19 protein-coding genes, 2 tRNA genes, 2 rRNA genes and 1 riboswitch (1 of these 24 cut by a window edge) are annotated in these 24690 nt (G+C 63.7%); of the genes, 13 read left to right on the top strand and 10 right to left on the bottom strand.

What is annotated here, in order from left to right:
* Window positions 1-39: 39 nt before the first annotated feature.
* Both ACVW16_RS14505 and ACVW16_RS14500 read right to left on the bottom strand, forming a co-directional pair.
* On the bottom strand, window positions 40-414 hold the full coding sequence (locus ACVW16_RS14505; protein WP_456699865.1) for a response regulator: 375 nt from the start codon (window positions 412-414) through the stop codon (window positions 40-42).
* A gap of 35 nt (window positions 415-449) precedes the next feature.
* Window positions 450-1319 (bottom strand): MJ0042-type zinc finger domain-containing protein, encoded by an 870-nt coding sequence (locus ACVW16_RS14500; RefSeq protein ID WP_456737142.1) that lies wholly within the window; start codon window positions 1317-1319, stop codon window positions 450-452.
* A 216-nt stretch (window positions 1320-1535) separates the two neighbouring features.
* On the opposite strand from ACVW16_RS14500, the gene ftsE reads away from it, so the two are divergent.
* The 4 genes from ftsE (at window position 1536) to ACVW16_RS14480 (ending at window position 4718) form a co-directional block, all read left to right on the top strand.
* Window positions 1536-2195 carry a cell division ATP-binding protein FtsE gene (gene ftsE, locus ACVW16_RS14495; protein ID WP_057746699.1) on the top strand — a complete coding sequence of 220 codons (660 nt, stop codon included), beginning with the start codon at window positions 1536-1538 and terminating at the stop codon, window positions 2193-2195.
* Entirely contained in the window at window positions 2188-3156 is a 969-nt protein-coding gene (locus ACVW16_RS14490; protein ID WP_456699863.1) for a cell division protein FtsX, read from the top strand. Before ftsE ends, ACVW16_RS14490 begins: the two co-directional genes overlap by 8 nt.
* A 72-nt stretch (window positions 3157-3228) precedes the next feature.
* On the top strand, window positions 3229-3933 hold the full coding sequence (locus tag ACVW16_RS14485) for a YdcF family protein (RefSeq protein ID WP_456699862.1): 705 nt from the start codon (window positions 3229-3231) through the stop codon (window positions 3931-3933).
* An 11-nt stretch (window positions 3934-3944) separates the two neighbouring features.
* Window positions 3945-4718: a lysophospholipid acyltransferase family protein gene (locus tag ACVW16_RS14480; protein WP_456737143.1), complete on the top strand. Its 774-nt coding sequence runs from the start codon at window positions 3945-3947 to the stop codon at window positions 4716-4718.
* Here the strand turns inward: ACVW16_RS14480 and ACVW16_RS14475 are convergent.
* The gene (locus tag ACVW16_RS14475) at window positions 4715-5326 is read right to left on the bottom strand and encodes a gamma-glutamylcyclotransferase (RefSeq protein WP_456737144.1); all 612 of its coding nucleotides are present in this window, start codon (window positions 5324-5326) and stop codon (window positions 4715-4717) included. The genes ACVW16_RS14480 and ACVW16_RS14475 overlap by 4 nt on opposite strands.
* Before the next feature lie 111 nt (window positions 5327-5437).
* Here ACVW16_RS14475 and ACVW16_RS14470 point away from each other — a divergent pair, with 111 nt between their 5' ends.
* Window positions 5438-6622: a DUF2125 domain-containing protein gene (locus tag ACVW16_RS14470; protein WP_456699859.1), complete on the top strand. Its 1185-nt coding sequence runs from the start codon at window positions 5438-5440 to the stop codon at window positions 6620-6622.
* Between the two features lie 78 nt (window positions 6623-6700).
* On the opposite strand, the gene ACVW16_RS14465 is transcribed toward ACVW16_RS14470, so the two are convergent.
* From ACVW16_RS14465 to ACVW16_RS14455, 3 genes are read right to left on the bottom strand one after another with little or no spacing between them, the layout of a single operon-like run.
* Window positions 6701-7642 carry a prephenate/arogenate dehydrogenase family protein gene (locus ACVW16_RS14465; RefSeq protein WP_456737145.1) on the bottom strand — a complete coding sequence of 314 codons (942 nt, stop codon included), beginning with the start codon at window positions 7640-7642 and terminating at the stop codon, window positions 6701-6703.
* Window positions 7639-8733 carry a histidinol-phosphate transaminase gene (gene hisC, locus ACVW16_RS14460; RefSeq protein WP_456737146.1) on the bottom strand — a complete coding sequence of 365 codons (1095 nt, stop codon included), beginning with the start codon at window positions 8731-8733 and terminating at the stop codon, window positions 7639-7641. The genes ACVW16_RS14465 and hisC overlap by 4 nt, the downstream gene beginning before the upstream one ends.
* Window positions 8734-8770: 37 nt before the next feature.
* A complete protein-coding gene (locus ACVW16_RS14455) occupies window positions 8771-9619 on the bottom strand; it encodes a chorismate mutase (RefSeq protein WP_456699856.1) in 849 nt (282 codons plus the stop codon).
* 160 nt (window positions 9620-9779) lie between these two features.
* Window positions 9780-9859, top strand: a riboswitch (SAM riboswitch).
* A gap of 93 nt (window positions 9860-9952) precedes the next feature.
* On the opposite strand from ACVW16_RS14455, the gene metX reads away from it, so the two are divergent.
* The 3 genes from metX (at window position 9953) to ACVW16_RS14440 (ending at window position 13058) form a co-directional block, all read left to right on the top strand.
* Window positions 9953-11155 carry a homoserine O-acetyltransferase MetX gene (metX, locus tag ACVW16_RS14450; RefSeq protein ID WP_456699855.1) on the top strand — a complete coding sequence of 401 codons (1203 nt, stop codon included), beginning with the start codon at window positions 9953-9955 and terminating at the stop codon, window positions 11153-11155.
* A gap of 15 nt (window positions 11156-11170) precedes the next feature.
* Window positions 11171-11833 carry a methionine biosynthesis protein MetW gene (gene metW, locus ACVW16_RS14445; protein WP_456699854.1) on the top strand — a complete coding sequence of 221 codons (663 nt, stop codon included), beginning with the start codon at window positions 11171-11173 and terminating at the stop codon, window positions 11831-11833.
* Between the two features lie 580 nt (window positions 11834-12413).
* Window positions 12414-13058, top strand: a complete 645-nt coding sequence (locus ACVW16_RS14440) for a TIGR02594 family protein (RefSeq protein ID WP_456699853.1) — start codon at window positions 12414-12416, stop codon at window positions 13056-13058.
* Between the two features lie 155 nt (window positions 13059-13213).
* Here ACVW16_RS14440 and ACVW16_RS14435 read toward each other — a convergent pair whose 3' ends face one another.
* Complete coding sequence (locus tag ACVW16_RS14435; protein WP_456699852.1) at window positions 13214-14002, bottom strand: MOSC domain-containing protein; 789 nt, start codon at window positions 14000-14002, stop codon at window positions 13214-13216.
* Between the two features lie 241 nt (window positions 14003-14243).
* Here ACVW16_RS14435 and clpB point away from each other — a divergent pair, with 241 nt between their 5' ends.
* Complete coding sequence (clpB, locus tag ACVW16_RS14430) at window positions 14244-16883, top strand: ATP-dependent chaperone ClpB (RefSeq protein WP_456699851.1); 2640 nt, start codon at window positions 14244-14246, stop codon at window positions 16881-16883.
* A gap of 77 nt (window positions 16884-16960) precedes the next feature.
* Here clpB and ACVW16_RS14425 read toward each other — a convergent pair whose 3' ends face one another.
* The 3 genes from ACVW16_RS14425 to ACVW16_RS14415 form a co-directional block, all read right to left on the bottom strand.
* Complete coding sequence (locus tag ACVW16_RS14425; protein WP_456699850.1) at window positions 16961-17227, bottom strand: hypothetical protein; 267 nt, start codon at window positions 17225-17227, stop codon at window positions 16961-16963.
* Window positions 17228-17318: 91 nt separating this feature from the next.
* A complete protein-coding gene (locus ACVW16_RS14420) occupies window positions 17319-18938 on the bottom strand; it encodes a hypothetical protein (protein WP_456699849.1) in 1620 nt (539 codons plus the stop codon).
* A gap of 142 nt (window positions 18939-19080) precedes the next feature.
* A complete protein-coding gene (locus tag ACVW16_RS14415) occupies window positions 19081-21144 on the bottom strand; it encodes a M23 family metallopeptidase (protein WP_456737147.1) in 2064 nt (687 codons plus the stop codon).
* A gap of 1000 nt (window positions 21145-22144) precedes the next feature.
* On the opposite strand from ACVW16_RS14415, the gene ACVW16_RS14410 reads away from it, so the two are divergent.
* The 4 genes from ACVW16_RS14410 to ACVW16_RS14395 form a co-directional block, all read left to right on the top strand.
* Window positions 22145-23631 (top strand): 16S ribosomal RNA (locus ACVW16_RS14410).
* A gap of 186 nt (window positions 23632-23817) precedes the next feature.
* A tRNA-Ile gene (locus tag ACVW16_RS14405) sits at window positions 23818-23894 on the top strand.
* 33 nt (window positions 23895-23927) lie between these two features.
* Window positions 23928-24003 (top strand) — tRNA-Ala (locus ACVW16_RS14400).
* A gap of 386 nt (window positions 24004-24389) precedes the next feature.
* Window positions 24390-24690: ribosomal RNA gene (locus tag ACVW16_RS14395) — 23S ribosomal RNA — on the top strand; it runs 2546 nt beyond the window's last position.
* Together the 16S and 23S rRNA genes with 2 tRNA genes alongside form the textbook arrangement of a ribosomal RNA operon.

Genomic DNA, 24690 nt, shown 5'->3' with positions numbered 1-24690 from the left:
GGTCAAGCCGGGGCATGACAGCGGAATATGGAGCCGCCGCTACCCCTTCTTCGCCGCGAGCGCGTCCGCGACCGCCGTGCGGATATCCGCGACCGAGAACGGCTTGGTCACGACATCATGCACCAGCGCATTGAGGTTCGAGGCGCGCTCGCGCTGGTCGGCAAAGCCGGTCATCAGCAAAATGGTGAGCTGAGGAAATTCGCGCGCGGCGGAGAGGGCCAGCGCGATGCCATCCATGACGGGCATCTGGATGTCGGTGAGCAACAGGTCGAACGCGCCGTCCTCGCGGGTCAAAATTTCCAGCGCCTCGGCGCCGTCCTGTGCGGTGACGGTCTGGTGGCCGTCCATGGCAATCGCGCGCGCCACCAATTGGCGCATCGAATCCTCGTCATCGGCGATCAATATCTTGGGCATGGGACAGCCTCCCGTGCGGACTCTACAAGGCCGGATTATATGCTGCCGCCGGCAATGTCGCGCCGGTTGAAGAAGCGAACGTCGATATTGCGGCCTTCCGGCGGTGGCGAGGCCAGACGCGAGCGGAAGAAGGCGCGTTCGCCGGGTTGCAGCACGGTCTGCTCCAGCACCGAATTCCAGGCGTAGATCTCAGCGCCCTGCGCATCGCGCACGGCAAAACGCAAGCGCGGGATATCGAGCGGCTTCTTGCCCTGGCCAACGATCACGCCCTCGATCACCAGCACCTGCTTACCATCCACGGTCTCGGTCGAGAGCTTGACGTCCTTGAAGGCGAGGCCGCGCAGGTTCACCTCGAGCCCGACCAATTTGTAGAAGGCCGCCGTCTGCGGCAGCAAGCGCACCATGTCGCCGCGCCAGATCACCAGCGCCAGCACCAGCGCGCCCATGGCGGCGCAGGTGGTCGGCAGGCCGTAGTAAGATTTGCGTGGGGCCACGGCCGGCTTCGGCCGGCTCACCTTCGCGCCGCGGCGGCGGAACAGCCCTCGGAACCAGGATTGGTGCTGTACCCCGGCGACTTCCTCCTCGGCCTGCCGGGCTGCTGCTGACCATTCGTCCTCAGCGGCATCCTCGGTCGGCCAGTCGCTGGCGATCGAGGGGCTTTCGACCACCGGCGTCTCGGCGGTCGCGTCCGAGGCGTAGGAGTTCCACTGGGCGGCGAGGTCGGATTGGTCGTCGGTCCGGCTGGCCGCAGCCATGGCCGGTACGGTCGCCTCTTCGATGGCATCTGCGGGATGCGCCATCCAGGTTTCCTTGCAGCGCGAGCAGCGGACCGTCCGCCCATTGGCGCCAAGGCTAGCAAGCTTGATGGCGTAGGAAGTCGTACAATGGGGGCAGACGATATGCATGGACGGCCTCGACGATGACCTTGTCGCGGGGAACCTGGCGCCAAGATTCTCCTGAGGCAGGTTCTCCCGAGAAGGGACTTCTAAGGATGCAGCCGGTGATGCTACACGGCGACCGTTAACGAACCGGAAACCATAACGGTCGCACAACCCCTTGCTCGCATGCGGCGATACCTCGCCCGCGATGCGGCTTACGTCCCCTCTCGAACGGAGCTGAGCTTGGTTCGGTTCGAAAATGTCGGATTACGCTACGGTCTGGGGCCGGAGATCCTGCGCGACCTCAGTTTCCAGATTCCGGCGCATTCCTTCCAGTTCCTCACCGGACCGTCCGGCGCCGGCAAGACGTCGTTGCTGCGCCTGTTGTTCCTGTCGCACCGGCCGACGCGGGGCCTCGTCAACCTGTTCGGTCACGACATCTCCACCCTTGGCAAGGACGAGATCGCCGATTTGCGCAAGCGCATCGGCATCGTGCTCCAGGATTTCCGCCTGCTCGACCACATGACGACCTACGAGAATGTGGCACTGCCGTTCCGCGTCATGGGCCGCAGCGAATCCAGCTACCGCAAGGAAGTCATCGATCTCCTGCGCTGGGTCGGGCTCGGGGACCGCATGGATGCGCTGCCGCCGATCCTGTCCGGGGGCGAGAAGCAGCGCGCGGCGATCGCGCGCGCGGTGATCTCGCGGCCGCAGCTGCTGCTCGCGGACGAGCCGACCGGCAGCGTCGACCCGACGCTCGGGCGACGCTTGCTGCGGCTCTTCATCGAGCTCAACAAGTCGGGCACGGCCGTGATCATCGCAACCCACGACATTGCGTTGATGGACCAGTACGAAGCGCGCCGCTTCGTGCTGCATCAGGGACGGCTGCACGTCTATGAGTAGGACCGACGAGCGCGGCGTATTGGTCGATCTCGGGCAGGAGCGTCCGCAGCTTCCGGCCAGGGCCCGCAACATGTCGCCGATCGTGCCGCGCGCCTCGATCCACGGCCGCGCGCTGGTTGCCGTCGTCGCCATCATGACCTTCCTCGCCTCGATGACGACGGGCGCGGTGCTGCTGGTCAGCGCGTCGGCAGCGGAATGGCAGTCGGATGTCGCGAGCGAGATCACCATCCAGGTCCGTCCGCAATCCGGGCGCGACATCGAGCGCGACACGGCTGCGGTCAGCGAGGTGGTACGCGCGCAGCCCGGTATCGTCGACGTCAAGCCGTTCACCAAGGAGGAGAGCGGCAAGCTGCTCGAGCCCTGGCTCGGCACCGGGCTGTCGATGGACGATCTGCCGGTGCCGCGCATGATCATCGCGCGCGTGCAGCCCGGAACGGTGCTCGATCTCGGCGGCTTGCGCGCGCGCGTGACGCAGGTCGCGCCGAACGCCAGCGTCGACGATCACCGCGCCTGGATCGAGCGGATGCGTTCGATGACCAATGCCACCGTGCTCGCCGGAATCGGCATCCTCGCGCTCGTCATCGTCGCGACCATCATCTCGGTCTCGTTCGCGACCCGCGGCGCGATGGCGGCCAACCGGCCGATCGTCGAGGTCCTGCATTTCGTCGGCGCGGGCGACCGCTACATCGCCAATCACTTCCTGCGGCACTTCCTCCGTCTCGGTCTCGAAGGGGGCGTCATCGGGGGCGGCGTCGCCATGTTGCTGTTCGGTTTCTCGGAGTCGATCGCCGGCTGGTTCTCCGGCACCCCGGTCGGCGACCAGTTCGCAGCCCTGCTCGGCACCTTCTCGCTGCGGCCATCAGGCTATGTCGTGCTCGCAGTGCAGGCCGTCCTGATCGGTGCGATCACCGCGGTCGCCTCGCGCCAGACGCTGTTCGCAACATTGAATGACGTTGATTGAGCCCGATAAACCGGACTCCACTTCGCCTCAAAACGTCCTAAAATCATTCGGGAAGGGATTACCGACATCATAATGACCTCGCCGACCGACGATCGATCGCCGAAACTGCCGCGCGGCTGGCTGCGCGCGACGGTCGTATCGACGATCGCGTTCGCCTTTGTCGCCGCTGCGGCGGGATTCGTCGCGTTCCTGTCGCAACTGCGCGGCGCCGAGATCGCCCCTGATCGCAAGGCCGACGGAATTGTGGTGCTGACCGGCGGCTCTTCGCGGGTGCCGGACGCGATGGAGCTGCTGGCGGCCGGCTACGGCAAGAGGCTCCTGATCTCGGGCGTGCACCCGACCTCAACCGCCAATGACATCTCCCGGACGCTGCCGGAGAACCAATCCTTCATGGCCTGCTGCGTCGATCTCGACCGCACCGCGCTCACGACCCGCGGCAACGCGGCAGAGGCGCGGCGCTGGGCCGAGGGACGAGGCTTCAAATCGTTGATCGTGGTCACCTCGAACTACCACATGCCGCGCGCGCTGGTGGAATTCTCGCATGCGATGCCGGAAACGGTGCTGGTCCCGTTCGCGGTGGTGGGTGACAAATGGCGCGAGGAGCCGTGGTGGACCTCGGGCTCGACGCTGCGGCTCTTGCTGTTGGAATACGTCAAGTACATCGCCGCCGAACTCAGGGTTCGGCTGGAGGATTTCGGGATTGACCTTTCGCCCGAGATGTCGGAGCAGCCTGCGGGTCTGCAATCCAGGCGGCCTGCAACGGCGCAGGCCAATTGATCGGATTTTCGATGTTCCTGATTTTCCTCCGTTCGCTCCTGTTCAACGTGCTGTTCTACGCGGTGCTGGTATGCCTCGCGATCGTGGCGCTGCCAACCTTCGCCTTGCCGCCGCGTGCCATGCTGACGGTGGCCGAGTGGTGGGCAAAGGCCACACTGGTGCTGATGCGCGTGGTCTGCGACATCAAGGTCGAATTCCGCGGGGTCGAGAAGATTCCGCAGGGACCGCTGGTGATCGTAGCGAAGCACCAGTCGTTCTGGGAAACCTTCGTGCTGCCGGGCTTCTTTCACCGGCCGATCTTCATCCTCAAGCGCCAGCTCATGCAGATTCCGGTGTTCGGTCAGTTCCTGGTCAAGACCGGGATGATCGCGATCGATCGCAATGCCGGCGTGAAGGCTCTGCTGGACATGACGCGGCGCGCGCGCGAGGCCGTGCGCGCAGGCGGTCAGCTCGTCATCTTTCCCGAAGGCACCCGTCGCGCGCCGGGGGCGCCGCCGGATTACAAAACCGGCTTTGCGCAGATCTATTCGTCCTGTGGCGTGTCGTGTCTGCCGATCGCGCTCAATTCCGGCCTGTTCTGGCCGCGCCGAACCTTCATGCGCTATCCCGGCACGTTGGTGGTGGAGTTTCTCGATCCGCTGCCGCCGAGCCTGCCCAAGGACCAATTTCTCACGCGCGTGCAGACCGCGATCGAAGATGCGACCGCTCGCCTCGTCGAGGCCGGCCGCAAGGAGCAGGAGCAGTTGATCGGCAGCGCGCCGAGTTATGCTCCGTCGGGCAGCTAGCGGCTGTCTCTGTTTTCGTCGGGCGCCGGCGCGTGCGAAGTATGCGCGTCACCATGCAGCATCATCGCGAGCTGATGCAATTGCGTGTCGCGAAAGCCCTCGGCCTCGATCGCCTTCACGGTCGCCGTCACGTAATCGCGGTTGGCGCCGGACTGGCCGTGGCCTTGCAGCACATGGCGATGCTGGTCGGCGAGCGACAGCCGCCCGGCATATTGGACATGGCCGCGGTCGACGACGTAGGCGAGCGCCGAGACGCGCTCGCGCGCTTCATTCTCCAGCCACACCGAGCGCATCACCTCGCGATAGACCGACGTCACCTGCTCGCGCGCGCGCAAGTAAGCGACGACGTCGGCGCGGTTCTTTTCAGCGACGCGGAAAGCGATGCCGCGGCAGGCGCCGCCGCGGTCGAGCCCCAGCACCAGGCCGGGCTGTTCCGGTGTGCCGCGATGCACGAAGGAATAGACGCAGAGCGCACGATGCTCGCCGACCAGCCGCGCCGGGACGCGCTCCTCGAATTCGAAGCCCGGCCGCCACATCAGGGAGCCGTAGCCGAACACCCAGAGGTCGCCCTTGGCTGATGTGACGGAGGGGAGGGTGATTTCCGACATTTCGGGCACCGCTACCAGAAGTGGTTGCCCAAGCGAAGCGAATTCTCCGCCTTTTGTCCCGGGCCTGCCTCGCTTACATTTTGACAAAATCTGGGACCAAAGGGTCGCCGCATGTCCGATATGACCATTGCCGTACGCCGGCGCTCCCGTTGGGGGCTTTTCATTGCTCCCGTCCTCCTCCTGATCCTTGCAGCCGCCTGGAGCGGCTTCTGGTTCTATGCGGCCTCGCAGGCCGGGGTGGCGGTCGATGCCTGGCGCGCGCAGGAGGCAAAGGCCGGGCGCATCTATGATTGCGCCAGGCGCTCGATCGCGGGATTCCCGTTCCGCTTCGAGATTCAGTGCTCCGGCGCCAGCGTCGCCTTGGTCTCGCAGAATGCGAGCAAGACCCCCTTCACGGCCAAGCTCGACAACATTCTGGTCGTGGGACAGGTCTACGATCCCAAGCACGTCATCGCCGAGTTCTCGGCGCCCGCAACGCTGGTCGACGGCGTCACGCAAAACACCTTCGTGGTGAACTGGAGCAAGGGCCGCAGCAGCGTGATCGGCCTGCCGGCCATCCCGGAGCGCGCCTCGATCGTGTTCGACGATCCCAGCATCGTCAGGGTCGACGGCGCCGTGCAGGTACCCCTTGCGCGCGCCAAGGAAATCGAGCTGCATGGACGTCTCGCGGACGGATCGTCGGCAGATCATCCTGTCATCGAGACCGTGCTCCAGATTTCGCAGGGCAGTATTCAGGGCGTCCATCCGTTGCTCGCCGAGCCGTTCGAGGCCGACACGCGCGCGAAGATCACCGGGCTTTCCGATCTCACACCGAAGCCCTGGCCGCAGCGCTTCCGGGAGATCCAGGCCGCCGGCGGCCATATCGAGATCGTGCAGTCGCGGATCCAGCAGGGCGAGATGATCGCGGTCGCAGCCGGCACGCTGGGCCTCTCGGCCAATGGCCGATTGGACGGCGAATTGCAGATGACCGTGACCGGCCTCGAGCGCATCATCCCGGCGCTCGGCATCGAGAAGATGCTGGAAGACGGCGTGCCGCAGGCGACGCTCGATCGCGTCGCGCCCGGCGTCAAGTCGCAGGATCTCAACAATCTCTTCGGCGCACTCGACCGCGCCGTTCCCGGCCTCGGCAAGGTCATCAAGCAGAACGCCAATGCCGGTGTTGCCGCCGGCATCAATTCGATTGGCACCGAGAGCACGCTCGAGGGCAAGAAGGCCCGTACCTTTCCGCTCAAATTCGCCGATGGCGCCGTGATGCTCGGCCCCATCAAGGTCGGCCAGATTCCCCCGCTGTATTGATCCGCGCTCACGGCGCCTTCGCGCCATGATGATGAAGCGCCGGCCGGACGCCGTCGCATCGCAGGGATCAAGGATTGGTTAGCCCGGCTTCTTGTCGAGCTGCCCGTGCTGGCGGCCGAAGTCGGCTGCGGCCGAATCCTGGCCGATCTCGACGATTCCGCGACGGATGGCGCGGGTGCGGGTGAAATGGTCGAACAGCGCCTCGCCGTCGCCACGGCGGATCGCGCGGGTGAGCTTGGCGAGATCCTCGGTGAAGGTGCCGAGCATCTCCAGCACGGCGTCCTTGTTGGCGAGGAAGACGTCGCGCCACATCGTCGGATCGGAGGCTGCGATGCGGGTGAAGTCGCGGAAGCCGCCGGCGGAGAACTTGATGACCTCCGATTCCGTCACCTGCGCCAGCTCGTCGGCGGTGCCGACGATGGTGTAGGCGATCAGATGCGGCAGATGGCTGGTGATTGCGAGCACGAGATCATGGTGATCCGGCGTCATCACCTCGACTCTGGCGCCCATAGCCGCCCAGAAAGCGCGCAGGTGCGCGGTGGCCTCGGCGTCGGTGCCGTCAGGCGGCGTGAGGATGCACCAGCGGTTGATGAAGAGCTCGGCGAAGCCGGAATCCGGCCCCGAATGCTCGGTGCCTGCGACCGGATGTGCCGGCACGAAATGAACGGTCTCCGGCAAATGCGGCGCCATGTCCCTGACGATGGCGCCCTTGACCGAGCCGACATCCGAGATCACAGCGCCGGGCTTGAGATGCGCCGCAATCTCCTGCGCCACCGGCCCGCAGGCGCCGACGGGGATGCAGAGGATGACGAGATCGGCGTCCTTCACCGCTTCCGCATTTGTCGCCACGACCCGGTCGACGATGCCGAGCTCCAGCACCCGCGCACGCGTCTTCTCCGAGCGCGCGGTGGTGACGATCTCGCCGGCCAGACCCTGGCGCTTCGCAGCGCGTGCGATTGAGCCGCCGATCAGGCCGAAGCCGATCAGCGCGATGCGCTGGAAGTGCGGATCCACACTCATTTGCCGGCCATGAAGTCGCGCAAGGCGTCGACGACGAGGCGGTTGGCCTCCTCGGTGCCGATGGTCATGCGCAGCGCATGCTGCAGGCCGTAGTTCTTCAACGCCCGCAGCACCAGGCCGCGCTTGGTGAGGAAGGCGTCGGCGGCGTCCGCCGTCTTGCCCTCCTGCGGAAAGTGGATCAGCACGAAATTGGCGACGCCCGGCGTCACCTTCAGCCCGAGCTTGCCGATCTCCTCGGTGAGCCAGTTGCGCCAGGTCTCGGTGAACTGCTTCGACATCGCCTGGTGGGCGGTGTCCTCGATCGCCGCGACCGCGGCATACATCGCCGGCGTGGACACGTTGAAGGGTCCGCGGATGCGGTTGACCGCGTCGACGATGTGTTCGGGGCCGAACATCCAGCCGACGCGCAGTGCCGCAAGACCGTGGATCTTTGAGAAGGTGTGCGTCACCACGGTATTCTCCGTGGTGGCGACGAGCTCGATTCCCATCTCGTAATCGTTGCGCGAGACATAGTCGGCATAGGCGGCATCGAGCACCAGCAGCACGTGCGAGGGCAGGCCGGCGCGCAGGCGCTTGACCTCGTCGAACGGCACATAGGTGCCGGTCGGGTTGTTGGGATTGGCGAGCCAGACCAGCTTCGTGCGCGGCGTCACTGCGTTGAGAATGGCGTCGACGTCGCAGGTCAGGTTCTTCTCGGCCGCGACCACGTTCTTGGCGCCGACCGCCATGGTTGCGATCGGGTAGACCAGAAAGCCGTGCGTGGTCGAGATCGCCTCGTCGCCGTGGCTGAGATAGGTGTGGGCGAGCAGGTTGAGGATTTCGTCCGACCCGGCGCCGCAGATGATGCGGTTCGGGTCGAGCCCGAACGAGCGGCCGATCGCCTCGCGCAGCACGCGCGAGGTTCCCTCGGGGTAGTCTTCCAGATGCTCCGCGACATGCTTGAAGGCCTCGATCGCCCTGGGCGAGGGTCCGAACGGCGTCTCGTTGGCCGAGAGCTTGAACACCTTGCGGCCCGGCTCGGCGACCGGGCTCTTGCCGGGCGTGTAGGGCGCAATATCGAGAATGCCGGGATTCGGCACGGGGCGGGACATCTTCAACTCCGAAAATGGTCTTGAGGCGGTTCGCGATCTACGATTTCGACCCGGTCGGGGGCACCGTATAGCGCGTTGCGTGGCTGCCGACGAGGGCCGTGGAGCGCACGGAGGCCCCAGCTGCGATCAGGGCCGCCCTGATCTTGTCGATGCTGGCGGCGCCCGCGACTGAGACCAGCAGCGCCGCGCCGTCGAAGGCGGTATCGGGCACCGCCACGATCTCGGCGAGCGGCGACAGCGCCCGCGCGACCTCGGCGTTCCACCCCGAGACACGCACGCTGAACGTTTCGACCTCCGTCACCACGGCACTGTCGGCAACGCGGGACACCGCGAACACGGGCAGCGCGGCCGGATGGTCGGCGCGCTCGACGAAGGGCATGCGCGCGATGATCTTCGGCGCGCCGTCGGCTTCGAGCTCCAGCCACCACGGCGTGCGGCTCGAGGTCGCCGAGACCAGCGCCAGATCACCCTTGGATTTCGCCACCGCCTCCACCGCTGCCTGTGCACTGAAATGTGCGACGTAAGGAACGGTGAAGCCGAAATGGAAGCGCACGGAATCGCGCATCGCGGGCTCGCTCACCGAGATGTCGGCATGCACGGAGAACGGCGCCTGGACATAGGTGAAGGTCGAGATGATGACGCGCCAGATGCTTTCGACCGTGTCGAGCGGCAGGATGCCGCGATGGCGCTGCACGATCTCGCGCATCATCGAGGCCTCGCGCGCCGGGCGGAACGCGGAGCCGACCTCCTGGGTCTGCTTCACCTGGATCAGCCGGTCGATGATGTCGCCGCGCTGCATCAGCAGGCGGTGCATGCCCTCGTCGATCGCGTCGATCTCCTTGCGCAATTCCTGGAGCGATGGTGGCGCGGGCGGGCGTTGGGACATGTCTGACAGGACTGTTGGGAAGCTGCGGGCAATGTCCTGATTAGGCAGTCAGGGCGGCGAAAGCAAAGAGAAATGACGTCCTGCAGAGCTGCCCAGTGAGAGACGATTTTGGTTCATCCGGAGCGCGACTTGACGAAATGGGCCCAAGCCGGTAGGTTTTTGCCTGTTCCGTGGTCATTTGAGCCGGCCGGCTTGCAGCCACGTTAAAAAACTCGCTAAACAGGCCGGGGACGCTTTCGATCCCGGCCGAACCTATCGTTCAGGCCGGGTTTTTCATGGCCTGATGTCAGTCGCGATCTGAAGTCCGATCGCAAACGAGGTCGATGGTCAGAGATGGTTGGCGTCAAGTCCGTACCCAGTCCCGCGATCAGTGCCGACGACCGGTCGCATGAGGTCGATCATCCGAGTTCGGAAGTCGCGCTGTTCGGCGCGGACCAGCCGCTGCGGCTGGATTGCGGCGTCGATCTCACCCCGTTCCAGATCGCCTACAAGACCTATGGCGAGCTCAACGCCGATCGCTCCAACGCGGTTCTGATCTGCCATGCGCTGACTGGCGACCAGCACGTCGCCAATGTGCATCCCGTCACCGGCAAATCCGGCTGGTGGGAGACGCTGGTCGGTCCCGGTCGGCCCCTCGATCCTGCCAGGTACTTCATCATCTGCTCCAACGTGATCGGCGGCTGCATGGGCTCTACGGGTCCAGCCTCGATCAATCCCGCGACCGGCAAGGTCTGGGGCCTCGATTTCCCCGTCATCACCATCCCGGACATGGTGCGCGCGCAGGCGATGCTGATCGACCGGCTCGGCATCGATACGCTGTTTGCCGTGGTCGGCGGCTCGATGGGCGGCATGCAGGTGCTGCAATGGACCGCGGCGTACCCTGCGCGCGTCTACTCCGCGCTGGCGATTGCCTGCTCGACGCGGCACTCCGCGCAGAACATCGCCTTCCACGAGCTCGGCCGCCAGGCCGTGATGGCCGATCCCGACTGGCACAACGGCGCCTACGCCGATCAGGGCATCCATCCGCATCGCGGCCTTGCGGTCGCGCGCATGGCGGCGCACATCACCTATCTCTCGGACGCCGCGCTGCATCGCAAGTTCGGCCGCCGCATGCAGGACCGCGAGCTGCCGACCTTCTCGTTCGACGCCGACTTCCAGGTCGAGTCCTATCTGCGCTACCAGGGCTCGTCCTTTGTCGAACGCTTCGACGCCAACTCCTATCTGTATCTGACCCGCGCGATGGACTATTTCGATATCGCCGGCGACCATGGCGGCGTGCTGGCGAAAGCGTTCGCCGGGATCGAGACGCGCTTCTGCGTGGTCTCCTTCACCAGCGACTGGCTGTTCCCGACGTCGGAATCGCGCGCGCTGGTGCACGCGCTGAACGCCTCGAGCGCGCGGGTGTCATTCGCCGAGATCGAGACCGACCGCGGCCACGACGCGTTCCTGCTCGACGTGCCCGAATTCTTCGACATCTCGCGTGCCTTCCTGCAATCGGCGGGCAAGGCGCGCGGGTTGACCGGCAAGAACGACTGACGAGGACGGCTGGCGATGTCTGTACAGGAACTGCTGCCGCTCAATGGCCTCGCGTCCGAACAGCCCGGTCCATTTCGCGCCGACCATCTGCTGGTCGCCGAAATGGTCAAGCCCGGCTCGAAAGTGCTCGACGTTGGCTGCGGTGACGGCGATCTGCTGCAGCTCTTGGAGACCCGCGGCATCGACGGCCGCGGCATCGAACTGTCGCGCGAAGGCGTCAACCGCTGCGTGGCCAAGGGCCTCGCGGTGGTGCAGGGCGATGCCGATACCGACCTCGTCAACTATCCCGACGATGCCTTCGACTACGTGATCCTGTCGCAGACGCTGCAGGCGACGCGGCAGCCCAAGGTCGTGCTGGAGAACCTCCTGCGCATCGGCCGCCGCGCCATCGTGTCGTTCCCCAATTTCGGCTTCTGGCGCATGCGCCTGCAGCTCTTGATCGGCGGCCACATGCCGCGCACGGAGAACCTGCCGGCGAGCTGGTACGACACCTCCAACATCCATTTCTGCACGATCAAGGATTTCGTCGAACTCTGCGACGAGATCCACGTCAAGATGGAGCGCGCCGAGGCGCTCGACCTCTACGGCCGCCCGCTGCGGCTTCGGCTGCCATGGTGGGTGTGGAATCTGTTCGGCGAGCAGGGCGTGTTTCTGCTCACGCGCGGGCAGGGGAAGTAAAGATCGCCTTGCCCCAAGGAACTCAGCTCGATCCGTCGTCACTGCGAGGAGCTCTTGGGACGAAGCAATCCAGAGTGTCCCGCGCTGATCATCTGCGGCGACGAGGATGACCCTTGCATGGGGCGCGAGACTGTTTCGAAAAGCATCTACCGGCCTCGCGATGTTTCCGAAGTCGGGACTCCGTCCGTTGCCAGCGCAGGGAAGCCATCCGGAATCCTTCCGCGGACCGCCGAGCCCAGCGTCTCGAATTGATCGGCATTGGCGCGGCACTGCTTGAACTCGTGCAGAAAAAGTATCGGCGTTGCCTGACCCGCTTCCTCGAACGGGAGGCGGACGCCGTCCCTGGTCGTGGCGTGGGGTATTAACTGTTTCCCTCTCTTCAAGCCGCGACTTGAGAATTGCGGTTAATGCAGATGTCGGCAATGAGGCGGCTTCACACCAACATTGCCGCAAAATCATCGCAGCTATTCACGGGCCATGGTGTCTTTTTCTCGCCACATCGGGCGGCTTAACGGCCTCTGTCGATGTCGGCCACCGCACGGGCCGACTTGGGAAGTGGGGGTGTCAACGAGGATGAAGTATGGTTGAGTTGTTTGCGTCTCGCCTGTCGCGTTGTGTTGTCGCGCTGGCGTTCATCTTCGCGGCTTGTGCCGCGTTCGTTTCTCCGGCCTCAGCGCGGCCCCATCATCGTCACAGCGCGGAGCGGCACGCCTACGTGCATCACGCCAGGCATCATCATTATCGCCACCATGCAGGCAGCTCGCGCTTCGAGCGCAGCGCGGCGCAATTGCAGGGGAGTGGATTCGCCAACACGCAGGCCAGCTATGATCCGAGCGCCAATGGCGGCGGCGCGGTCGCGAGCGGTGGCTTCGGCGGTGGATCGGGGCTCGTGTCCGAGGCGCGCCGTTATCTCGGCGGCAATCCGACTGGGCGCGGCAGCCTGTGGTGCGCGCGTTTCATGAACATGGTGCTTCAGAAGACCGGCCATCAGGGCACCGGGTCCGACATGGCGAGCTCGTTCGCGCATTACGGCACGCGCGTCTCCGGCCCGCAGGTCGGGGCCATCGCGGTGATGTCGCGCGGCCGCCGCGGCGGGCATGTCGGCATCATTACCGGCATCGACGCGCACGGCAATCCGATCATGATCTCCGGCAACAACGGCAATCGCGTCCGCGAGGCCCCGATCTCGCGCGGCCGCATCTATGCGTATGTGATGCCGAATTGAGGTGACGGTGCGTCGGGTGGGTTAGCTAGCGGATTGCGCGAATCGTGATCCGCTGGCGTAACCCACCACTTTGGTCTCCGCGGCGGCAGAAGTGATGAGTTACGCGCAGCGGATTGCGCCTTGCGCATCCGCTTCGCTAACCCACCCTACGAAGCTCACACCAATCTCGGTTGTTCCACGGCGACCGCATCGCCCACGCCGATCTCGCCGTCGGCCATCACCTCGGCATAGATGCCGCAGTCCATGTGGCCGAGATGGCGCGACAACGTCGGCGGTATCTCGAGATCGCGCTTCGCCGTCACCGGATCCACATTCGTGGCCGGGCAGCGGACGATGCGCTTCACCACCTTCAGCCGCGCCTGCCCGATCGCGAGCGTCTGGCCGACGAGGTCGAGCTCGGACCAGGCTGGCCAGCCCGTCACGTAGAGATTGGCGCGGAAGCGCAGGGGATTGACGGCGATGCCATCGAGCATGGTCTCGATGGCGCGGACGCTCTCGATGTTGATGATGGACACGACCTTGCGGGCCACGTCGGAAAAACTGTGGCCACGGCCGGACAGAACTTTTGGCGGCCCCTTCAGCTCCGCATGAAAATTCTCCGCGAAATAGGCCTCGATGGCGGCGCGGCCGTCGGCGGTCTCGAGATCGCCGCTGGCGACGATCTGGCCGTTCTTGCGAAGGGTCAGGCGATTGGTCGCGTCCTCGAACCGGCTGTCCAGGGAGGCCAACCGCTCATTGCGGGCCAGCATCAGAAACTGGATTTTGGGCTGCCATCCCGGGGCTTCCGGGTCAAATCCGCTGGGTCCGTTCTCGATGGCGTAGCGGCGATCGGAGGGCAGGGTCTGGCCTGAGCGCAAGGGCACCCGGGACAGGGGTTCCGGCGTCAGGCCTTTGATCGGGTAGCGGTAAAGGCCGGTGATCTCGGCCGTCTGATTGGCGGTCATGCGGCTACTTAGGGGATTCGCTCTGTCCTCGCCAAGTGGGCCGATCTGCGCACGAAATTGTGAACTTGCCTCTTCCGATCCGAGGGCACGCTTCCCACATCTGGTTCAGGCCGGCGCCAGTGTCGGCCGATAACGACCGCTGCCGGTTGAGCAACGTCAACGCGGCAAGCGGAAACCCAATGAAGATGCCGTTTGGGGTGCCTGTTAGGGCCCCAGGGGCAGGCCGAGGGACAGAAACCACATGAATATCGATAAATATACCGAACGCTCCAGGGGCTTCATCCAGTCCGCGCAGTCGCTTGCGATGCGCGAGGGACATCAGCAGTTTTCCACCCTGCATCTCCTGAAAGTGCTGCTGGACGACAGTGAAGGCTTGGCTTCCGGCCTGATCGACCGCGCCGGCGGTAATTCCCGCGCCATTCTGAAGGCGACCGAGGATGCCCTGGGCAAGGTGCCGAAGGTTTCCGGCGGCGGTGCCGGCCAGATCTATCTGGCACCCGAGCTTGCCCGCACCTTCGATGCCGCCGAAAAAGCCGGCGAGAAGGCGGGCGACAGCTTTGTCACGGTCGAGCGTCTGCTGCTCGGCCTCACGCTGGAGAAGACCAGCGAGGCCGGCGCGATTCTCGCGAAGGGCGGCGTCACCCCGCAAAACCTCAACGCCGCCATCGAGGCGCTGCGCAAGGGCCGCACCGCGGATTCCGCGACCGCCGAGAACGCCTATGACGCGCTGAAGAAATATGCCCGCGACCTGACCCAGGCCGCGCGCGACGGCAAGCTCGACCCGGTCATCGGCCGCGACGAGGAGATCCGCCGCACCATCCAGGTGCTCTCGCGCCGGACCAAGAACAATCCCGTCCTGATCGGCGAGCCCGGCGTCGGCAAGACCGCCATCGCCGAAGGCCTCGCGCTGCGCATCGTCAACGGTGACGTGCCGGAGAGCCTCCAGGACAAGAAGCTGCTATCGCTCGATCTTGGCGCACTGATCGCGGGTGCAAAATACCGCGGTGAGTTCGAGGAGCGGCTGAAGGCCGTGCTCCAGGAAGTGACCGCGAGCGAAGGCACCTTCATCCTGTTCATCGACGAGATGCACACGCTGATCGGCGCCGGCAAGGGCGAGGGCGCGATGGACGCCTCCAACCTGCTCAAGCCCGCGCTCGCCCGCGGCGAGCTGCACTGCATCGGTGCGACCACGCTCGACGAGTACCGCAAGCATGTCGAGAAGGATGCGGCGCTGGCGCGGCGTTTCCAGCCGATCTTCGTCAGCGAGCCTTCGGTCGAGGACACGATCTCGATCCTGCGCGGCCTCAAGGACAAGTATGAGCAGCACCACGGAGTACGGATCACCGATTCCGCGCTCGTGGCCGCGACGACGCTGTCCAACCGTTACATCACAGACCGCTTCCTGCCGGACAAGGCCATCGACCTCGTGGACGAGGCCGCGGCGCGGCTGAAGATGCAGGTCGATTCCAAGCCGGAAGAGCTGGATTCGCTCGATCGGGAGATCATCCGGCTCAAGATCGAGCAGGAAGCGCTGAAGAAGGAAAGCGATCTCGGCTCCAAGTCGCGTCTCGAAACGCTGCAGAAGGAGCTGGCCGAGCTCGAGGAGAAATCCACCGCGCTGACCGCGCGCTGGAGTGCGGAGAAGAGCAAGCTCTCCAACGCCCAGAAGCTGAAGTCGGAGCTCGACGCCTTGCGCGTCGATCTGGCCGATGCGCAGCGGCGCGGCGAGTTCCAGAAGGCGGGCGAGCTGGCCTACGGCCGGATCCCGCAGCTGGAAAAGCAACTGGCTGATATCGAGGCCAAGGAGAACTCCGGCGAGATGATGGAGGAGGCGGTCACCGCCAACCACATCGCGCAGGTGGTCTCGCGCTGGACCGGCGTGCCCGTCGACAAGATGCTGGAAGGCGAGAAGGAGAAGCTCCTCAAGATGGAGGAGCAGCTCGGCAAGCGCGTCGTCGGCCAAGCCGAGGCCGTGCGTGCCGTCGCAACGGCCGTGCGCCGCTCGCGCGCGGGCCTGCAGGATCCGAATCGGCCGACCGGCTCGTTCATGTTCTTGGGTCCCACCGGCGTCGGCAAGACCGAGTTGACGAAAGCGCTCGCCGAGTACCTGTTCAACGACGAGACCGCGATGGTTCGCCTCGACATGTCCGAGTACATGGAGAAGCATTCGGTCTCGCGGCTGATCGGCGCGCCTCCCGGCTATGTCGGTTACGACGAGGGTGGTGCACTCACCGAAGCGGTGCGGCGCCGGCCTTATCAGGTCGTCTTGTTCGACGAGATCGAGAAAGCCCATCCCGACGTCTTCAACGTCCTGTTGCAGGTGCTCGACGACGGCCGCCTGACCGATGGCCAGGGCCGTACCGTCGATTTCCGCAATACCTTGATCATCATGACCTCGAACCTCGGTTCGGAGTTTCTGGTGAATCAACCGGAGGGCGAAGACACCTCCGCCGTGCGTGAGCAGGTGATGGGAATGGTGCGGGGGCATTTCCGCCCCGAGTTTCTCAACCGCGTCGACGAGATCATCCTGTTCCATCGCCTGCAGCGCAGCGAGATGGGCCGGATCGTCGAGATCCAGTTCGCGCGGCTGCAGAAGCTGCTGACCGATCGCAAGATCGTGCTGACGCTCGACGCCTCGGGCCGCGACTGGCTCGCGGCCAAGGGCTGGGATCCGGCCTACGGTGCGCGGCCGCTGAAGCGGGTGGTCCAGCGCTACCTCCAGGATCCGCTCGCGGAGATGATCCTGGCCGGCGACGTCAGGGATGGCGACACGGTTGCGATCTCGTCTGAAGGCAATGTGCTGACCTTCAACGGCAAGGCGCCGCAGACCGCTGAGATCGCCCCGTTCGAGGCGCCGGTGCCGAAGCGCAAGCTGAACTGAGCGCCGACGCGCATCGCCAAAGCAATTCGCTCCGGAGAGGTTGCTCTCTCCGGGGCGAATTTTTGTCAGTTGATCGGCTAGCTGATTGCCGACGCCGAGCCAGGCCCGGCAGGACCTTGCTCGTCATCGTCCTGTTCTAGCTCCGAGAGAATATCCACGAGTTCACGCACGCGGCCCTGTGCCAGTGGCCGCAAATCGTTGATCATGGGTTCGTCGTTGGCGAGCCAGGCTTGGGCCTCAGTGAGTTCCTCGACAGTTGCGCCGGTTTCGATGATCTGGGCTATGGTGACGTCGTCGGCCCGGTCCACGGCCTTGACGACATCGTCGCGTGAGAGGCGCGTCATGGGACGGTCCTCCTGCTGGTGGGGGTTTCCGTCAGCGTCTAACAGGAAAGCCGGGGCACCTGTTCCGCGGCCGGCGTCCCCCCAGGCGAGCCTACTTCTTCACGACCTTGTAAATCGCATTCTCGACGTCCGAGCTGAAATAGATGGTGCCGGAGCTGCCGACCGCAACGCCGGTCGGGATGTGGGTCGGCAGGCCATTGGGCGCTCCGATCAGGCCGATCGGAAGATTGGCCGCAATCTCCGTAACCTGGCCGTTCTCCGGGTCGATTTCGATCAGCCTGGTGGCGCCGACCTCCGCCACGATCAACCGGCCGTCGTTTGCGCGCGCAAGACCTTCGGGCATTTTGAGGTCCTTGGCCAGCACCGTCTTCTCGCCATTCTTGTCGATCCTGGAGACGGTACCGGCAAAGGCTTCGGTGACATAGACCTCGTCGCCCGATCCGGCGACGAGGCCGATCGGGCCTTCGAGCCCGCCGATCAGCGTGGCGCGATCCTTGCCGTGCTCACCGCTGACTTTGACCAGAGATTTGGTGCCGAGTTCGGCCACCAGCAGGCTGCCGTCGGCAAGCACGATGGCGTCGTGCGGCGCCTTAAAGCCGTGCAGCATCTCGCGCGTCGCGCCGGACTTGCCGTCGATCACCTGTACCGTGCCGGTGAACCAGCTCGACAGGACCACGTCGTTGCCTTTCGCCGTCGCGCTCATCGGATATTCGAGGGTGACGCCGTCGGCGTGCATGCGCGCCTTCTCGATGACCTCGCCGGTTGCGCCGTCCACCGTGCGATAGGCAAACACGTCGGCGACGTGGATCGTATCCTTGCTGTTTTCAGAGGTAACGCCGATGCCGCCGGGCAAAGCGAGCTTGCCGACGATGATTTGCTTCGCCTGGCCGGTCGCCGGATCGACCTCCTGGATGCCGTTGTCGGCCATGTTGGAGACGTAGATGCGGTCCCTGTCGTCGATGGCGAGATTGTCCAGCGACGGCTTCAGTTGCGCGACCACGGTCTTGGTGCCGGACTTGGGATCGACGCGAACGAGCTGGCCGAGCGCCGTGTCGACCACCCAGAGATTGCCCTTGGAATCGAAATTCACCGCGGCGGGGACCTTGAATCCGTCGGCGACGACGGTCAGTTCGGCCTTGTCGACGTCGACCTTTGCGACCTGTCCCTTGAACCAGAGCGGACCGTAGAGCTTGTCGTCGGGCCCGAACTCGAAGCCGTTGAGGCCGCCCATCTTGTCCATGATCTGGCGCGGCGGTTTGACTCCGTCGACGTCGATTTCATAGAGCGTGTCGCCGAGGAAGACGGTGGTGGCGTAGAGCCGGCCATCCCTGCGATAGGCGAGCGAATTGATGCCGGGAAGGCCGCTGGCCAGCTTCTTGATCGGGCCGTCGCCCTTGCGCGCATAGAGATCGCCGGTCAGGAAACCGGTCCAGGCCATGGTGCCATCGGGCGCGAAGGCGATGTCGTCGGCCATGCCCACAGGTGCGGGGATTGCAACCTTGGCGGTACCCGCGGCAACGTCAACTTCATAGAGCGCCGCACCTGCGACGCTGCCCGCAAACAGATGGCCGTCCTTATCGATTCCGAGTCCGTGCACGCCGTGGAAGGCCGAGCCCGGGACAAGCTTTGTGACCTCCCAGCCATCGGCAAAAGCGCTCGTGGTTGCAAAAATCGCAGCGGCGAAGGCTGCGCAGGCGAACCTGTGCGTCATGGCGAGACCTCCCCTTTTTTGGAAAGTATTTGCTCGTCAAACCGCTTTGGCAAACGAAACTTGAAATTGCGGCGCGTCAAAATGACGTCGCACCGCAATCACGTTTCGGGGGATGGCAGGTCGATTTCAACCGCTTGTCCAATCAGCGGTTGCTGACCTGCAACGGCCCGCCGGTCGCATCCGACATGCGGGCGATGGCGCCGGCCCGGCCGCTCATCATGGCGTCGAGGCGGTCGCGCTCCTTCTCGAACCCCGCGAGCATCGGGCCCTCGAGCGAACGGCCGCGCGGCAGCTTCACGCGCATCGGGTCGACGAAGCGGCCGTTGACGAGGATCTCGTAATGAACGTGCGGGCCGGTCGACTGGCCGGTCGAGCCGACGAAGCCGATGACCTGGCCCTGCCGCACCTTCTTGCCGGGCTCCATGCCCTTGGCAAAGGCCGACATGTGGCCATAGGCGGTCTCGTAGCCGTTGTTGTGCTTGATGCGGACGTATTTGCCGTAGCCGCCTTCGAGCTGGGCCTTCTCGATCACGCCGTTGCCGGCGGCGAAGATCGGCGTTCCGTAGGCCGTGGCCCAGTCGACGCCGGTGTGCATCTTCACATAGCCGAGGATCGGATGGCGGCGGCCGCCGAAGCCGGAGCGCATGATGGCGCTGTTGACGGGCTTGCGGACCAGGAACTTCTTCGCGCTCTTGCCGGTCTCGTCATAGTAGTCGACGACGCCGTCGTCCGGGCTCTGGTAGCGATAATATTTCTTGGTTTCACCGCCGACCGTGAGCGAGGCGAACAGCACTTCGCTCTTGTCGACCGCCGTCGAGCCCTCGTCTTCGCCGGCATAGAACACGTCGAACGAATCGCCCGGCTGCACCTTGCGCTGGAAATCGACGTCGTAGGAGTAGATCTTGATCATGTCGTCGATGACGGGCATCGGCACTTTGTTGCGCATCGCGGTCTCGTAGATGCTCTGGTAGAGCCGCACGCCGCTGCCGTCGTCATCTTCATCGTCGTCGCTGTTGGTGTTGGCCGTAGCGTCGGCGACGGTATTCATGCTGGAAACGTCGACCGCGACGTATTTGCCGAGATCGGACAACGCCGCGATCGCTTCGACCACGGTGTCGTTGGCGACCACGACGCGGTAGGGCTGGAGCCGCGCGCCGGGGCTTGCGGGTGCCATCAGGATGCGAAGCTTCTCGCCTTCCTTCAGGCCGCCGTCGCGGCCGCGCGGGCCGAGCGTTGCCGTGATCGCCTTGATCTCGTCCGCGGTGGCGCCGAGATCGCGGAGGACCGAGCCGACGCTGTCGCCCTTCTTGACCAGGTGGACGCGCTCGCCGTTCGGATTGCCGCCGGTGATCTGCTCCTTCGTCTTCGGCAGCAGCGTGACGTTTTCAGGCACCACGCGGGTCTCGAAACCGGCATAGGGATCGGACGGCGACGCTTCGGCGGCGTAGGCCATCTTCATCTCGGATGGTCCGGTCGTGCCTGAGACGTCGGCGGTGGCATTGGCGAGGGATGCGTAGCGCACCCCGCCATTGCCGCGCCAATTGGCGGCATCGCGCACCCGCATCAGGATGTCGTCGAGCGCCACGACCGCGGAAATCTTGGCCTTCGGCAGCACCGGCGACAGGTCCTTGGTGACGAAGGAGACCTCGGCGTCGGGCTCGACGGCTTCGGGGTTGTTCGGGTCGTCGGCAGCAGTCTTCGCGTCTGAGCCGACGTCGGTGAGCAGACGTTGCGCGTTGAAAGGCGGGATTTTCGCCGACAGGTCGCTGGTCGTCATCGACAGATTGCCGGCGATCCGAACGAAGGGGCGGACGCGCATCACGTCACGGTTGCCGACGCGAGCCACCGTCGAGACGCGGACGATGTTGCGCGAGGCCGTGGTGTCGCTCGGCGGGGGCAGACGGTCGCTCTTGTGCAGGGTCGCGGTGCGATCGGCCGCGCCGAAGGCGCCACGCAGCGCGCCTTCGACCCGCTCCGGCACCTTGGCGAAAGTCATTTCGCCGTCGAGAGATGCGAATACGGCGCCGCCGATCAGGGCTGCGCCGCAGAGTCCGGTCAGAATTGTGCCGCTGAACCATTGCACCGAGACGCGACGGCGATCGATGACGGCGGCCTCGGAACCATCGACGGACAGCGGCGGCTCGTGGCCGAGATCGATGATCCCGGTCTCACGCCCGTAAGCGCCGCGTGACGTCCTCTGGTTCAACCCAAGTCCCCCAATCAACGATCCGAACCCTCGCCGCAGACCTTCCCCAGCTCGCCCTCTCCAGGGGATTGCGGAAAAAGCCGTACCGCACAGGTGCTCGCGCTCAGAAGGCCCCAAGTGAGGGCCCGGTCGAAATTACGAACAGCTGGGCAGGTGAAGGTCTCTCGGTGTCTTTCGAATGTCCGAAGAAGGCCGCGTCATCGTCAGATCGCCTTCCCTGAACCCCAAGCAAATCGCCGGCAGCCCCCACTGGCATCACTGCGATTCAAGCTTGTGTCATACCAGAACGCCGCGGGATTGTGGCTCTAGTACGGCGCCTAAGATCGAAAAAGTTTCCTGAATGGCGGGCGCAGGGCCTTGGGCGACGCGGCGCCCGAGGCCTCTTCCGGCCCCCCTCAGGACCCTCCCAGGCCCCCTCAGGAGGCCGCCCGGGCCCAAACTTTTTTTCAGATTTTTTACCGAGACGCTCCGCCTCGCGCGCTCCATGGCTCGCTAATGTACTGTAATCACTAGATTTTTTGCGACAATCCACTGTGCGACGATTTGTTGACGATTGGCGTTGACAGCCCGGAAGGTGCGGCCTATAACCCCAACCACTGAGCGCGGCGCCGCCGGGTCACTGACCAAGGCGAGCGAACGCGCCACTGATGCTCCTCAACTTGTTGAGTGACACAACAGCCGACACAATCGGTTGGAGTCATTCGACGTCAGTAAGGGTGTCGGAACCCTTCCACTCCGGAAGGTTGGGGCCTCCTGGTCCCGGGCTGTTTGACAAGTGAAGATGAAGAAAGAGAAACGTGGACGGCGGAGTCCTTGCGGGTCTCGCTTCTGAAAAGCTTCGGCTTTTCTGATCGAGACCGGACGAAAGACTTCGGCGGTACACGTTTCAAAGGAAACACCATCGTTGCCAGCGATGTGAATCGCAGGCAGCACATCGACTTCGGTCGATAATGGTGGGACCTCGTCAAACGTTGTGATCAGCCGGTTCAAAGTTCAAGTCCAACTTGAGAGTTTGATCCTGGCTCAGAGCGAACGCTGGCGGCAGGCTTAACACATGCAAGTCGAGCGGGCGTAGCAATACGTCAGCGGCAGACGGGTGAGTAACGCGTGGGAACGTACCTTTTGGTTCGGAACAACACAGGGAAACTTGTGCTAATACCGGATAAGCCCTTACGGGGAAAGATTTATCGCCGAAAGATCGGCCCGCGTCTGATTAGCTAGTTGGTAGGGTAATGGCCTACCAAGGCGACGATCAGTAGCTGGTCTGAGAGGATGATCAGCCACATTGGGACTGAGACACGGCCCAAACTCCTACGGGAGGCAGCAGTGGGGAATATTGGACAATGGGGGCAACCCTGATCCAGCCATGCCGCGTGAGTGATGAAGGCCCTAGGGTTGTAAAGCTCTTTTGTGCGGGAAGATAATGACGGTACCGCAAGAATAAGCCCCGGCTAACTTCGTGCCAGCAGCCGCGGTAATACGAAGGGGGCTAGCGTTGCTCGGAATCACTGGGCGTAAAGGGTGCGTAGGCGGGTTTTTAAGTCAGGGGTGAAATCCTGGAGCTCAACTCCAGAACTGCCTTTGATACTGAAGATCTTGAGTCCGGGAGAGGTGAGTGGAACTGCGAGTGTAGAGGTGAAATTCGTAGATATTCGCAAGAACACCAGTGGCGAAGGCGGCTCACTGGCCCGGTACTGACGCTGAGGCACGAAAGCGTGGGGAGCAAACAGGATTAGATACCCTGGTAGTCCACGCCGTAAACGATGAATGCCAGCCGTTAGTGGGTTTACTCACTAGTGGCGCAGCTAACGCTTTAAGCATTCCGCCTGGGGAGTACGGTCGCAAGATTAAAACTCAAAGGAATTGACGGGGGCCCGCACAAGCGGTGGAGCATGTGGTTTAATTCGACGCAACGCGCAGAACCTTACCAGCCCTTGACATGTCCAGGACCGGTCGCAGAGATGTGACTTTCTCTTCGGAGCCTGGAACACAGGTGCTGCATGGCTGTCGTCAGCTCGTGTCGTGAGATGTTGGGTTAAGTCCCGCAACGAGCGCAACCCCCGTCCTTAGTTGCTACCATTTAGTTGAGCACTCTAAGGAGACTGCCGGTGATAAGCCGCGAGGAAGGTGGGGATGACGTCAAGTCCTCATGGCCCTTACGGGCTGGGCTACACACGTGCTACAATGGCGGTGACAATGGGATGCTAAGGGGTGACCCTTCGCAAATCTCAAAAAGCCGTCTCAGTTCGGATTGGGCTCTGCAACTCGAGCCCATGAAGTTGGAATCGCTAGTAATCGTGGATCAGCACGCCACGGTGAATACGTTCCCGGGCCTTGTACACACCGCCCGTCACACCATGGGAGTTGGTTTTACCTGAAGACGGTGCGCTAACCGCAAGGAGGCAGCCGGCCACGGTAGGGTCAGCGACTGGGGTGAAGTCGTAACAAGGTAGCCGTAGGGGAACCTGCGGCTGGATCACCTCCTTTCTAAGGATGGCTCTTCAGAAGCTTGCTTCTATCGAGCTGTTTTAGAAACATCAGGGGCCAACAGATCGCCAGATCGTTGAGCTCCATTGGCGGGATTTCGCCGTCTACGTTTCTCTTTCTTCGCGGACGAACACGCGCTGGGCCTGCTGCGCAGGATCCCATGGTCCTTAACGGGATAGGCGTTAGGGGCTTGTAGCTCAGTTGGTTAGAGCGCGCGCTTGATAAGCGTGAGGTCGGAAGTTCAAGTCTTCCCAGGCCCACCACACTCATCGAGTGAGCATTCGTCTTCTGGTTACGGGGCCATAGCTCAGCTGGGAGAGCGCGTGCTTTGCAAGCATGAGGTCGTCGGTTCGATCCCGTCTGGCTCCACCAGATGGTTTGATCACCGAGGTCATGTACCGTCGTCCGCGAAACATCACTTCGCATCCTGCTAGTCTGGATAGACAGCAAGTTGCGGGTTTTCTGACATCGTAAAGAGGAGATCGATCCGAGTTGGGTCGTGTAGCAGATTGCTGCGCGAATCCTTCATTATCTCCGGATCATTTTCGGCGCTCGACGCTGACCGCAAGGTTGGCTCTCGAGTTGTGAAATGATCCTTTTAGCGAAGCTTGACCGCCTCGCTATCGGAACGATCTTACGAAGCAAGCTGGTCTTTCTAATCATTGTCCGGCTGTACGTAGCGTTCATCGAGGGCGCGCGCCGAAAGGCAATCGTACAGACAACATTCTGCCGAGTGTGTGGACATTGATAATGAGAGCAATCAAGTGCCTTAAGGGTGTTCGGTGGATGCCTTGGCGCTGAGAGGCGATGAAGGACGTGCTACGCTGCGATAAGCCGTGGGGAGCTGCGAAGAAGCTTTGATCCGCGGATTTCCGAATGGGGAAACCCACCTTCGATAGCCGGAACTCCAAGACCTCAGGTCTTGGTGTTCGACCAGAAATGATCGGGACCATAACCCTCGAGGTTTTGGATTTCCGGTTATCAAGAGAAGGTATGAGACTTCTGAATACATAGGAGGTTTCAAGCGAACCCAGGGAACTGAAACATCTAAGTACCTGG

The organism is Bradyrhizobium sp. USDA 4474, assembly GCF_054057515.1.
This window is presented reverse-complemented; position numbering and strand designations above follow the sequence as displayed.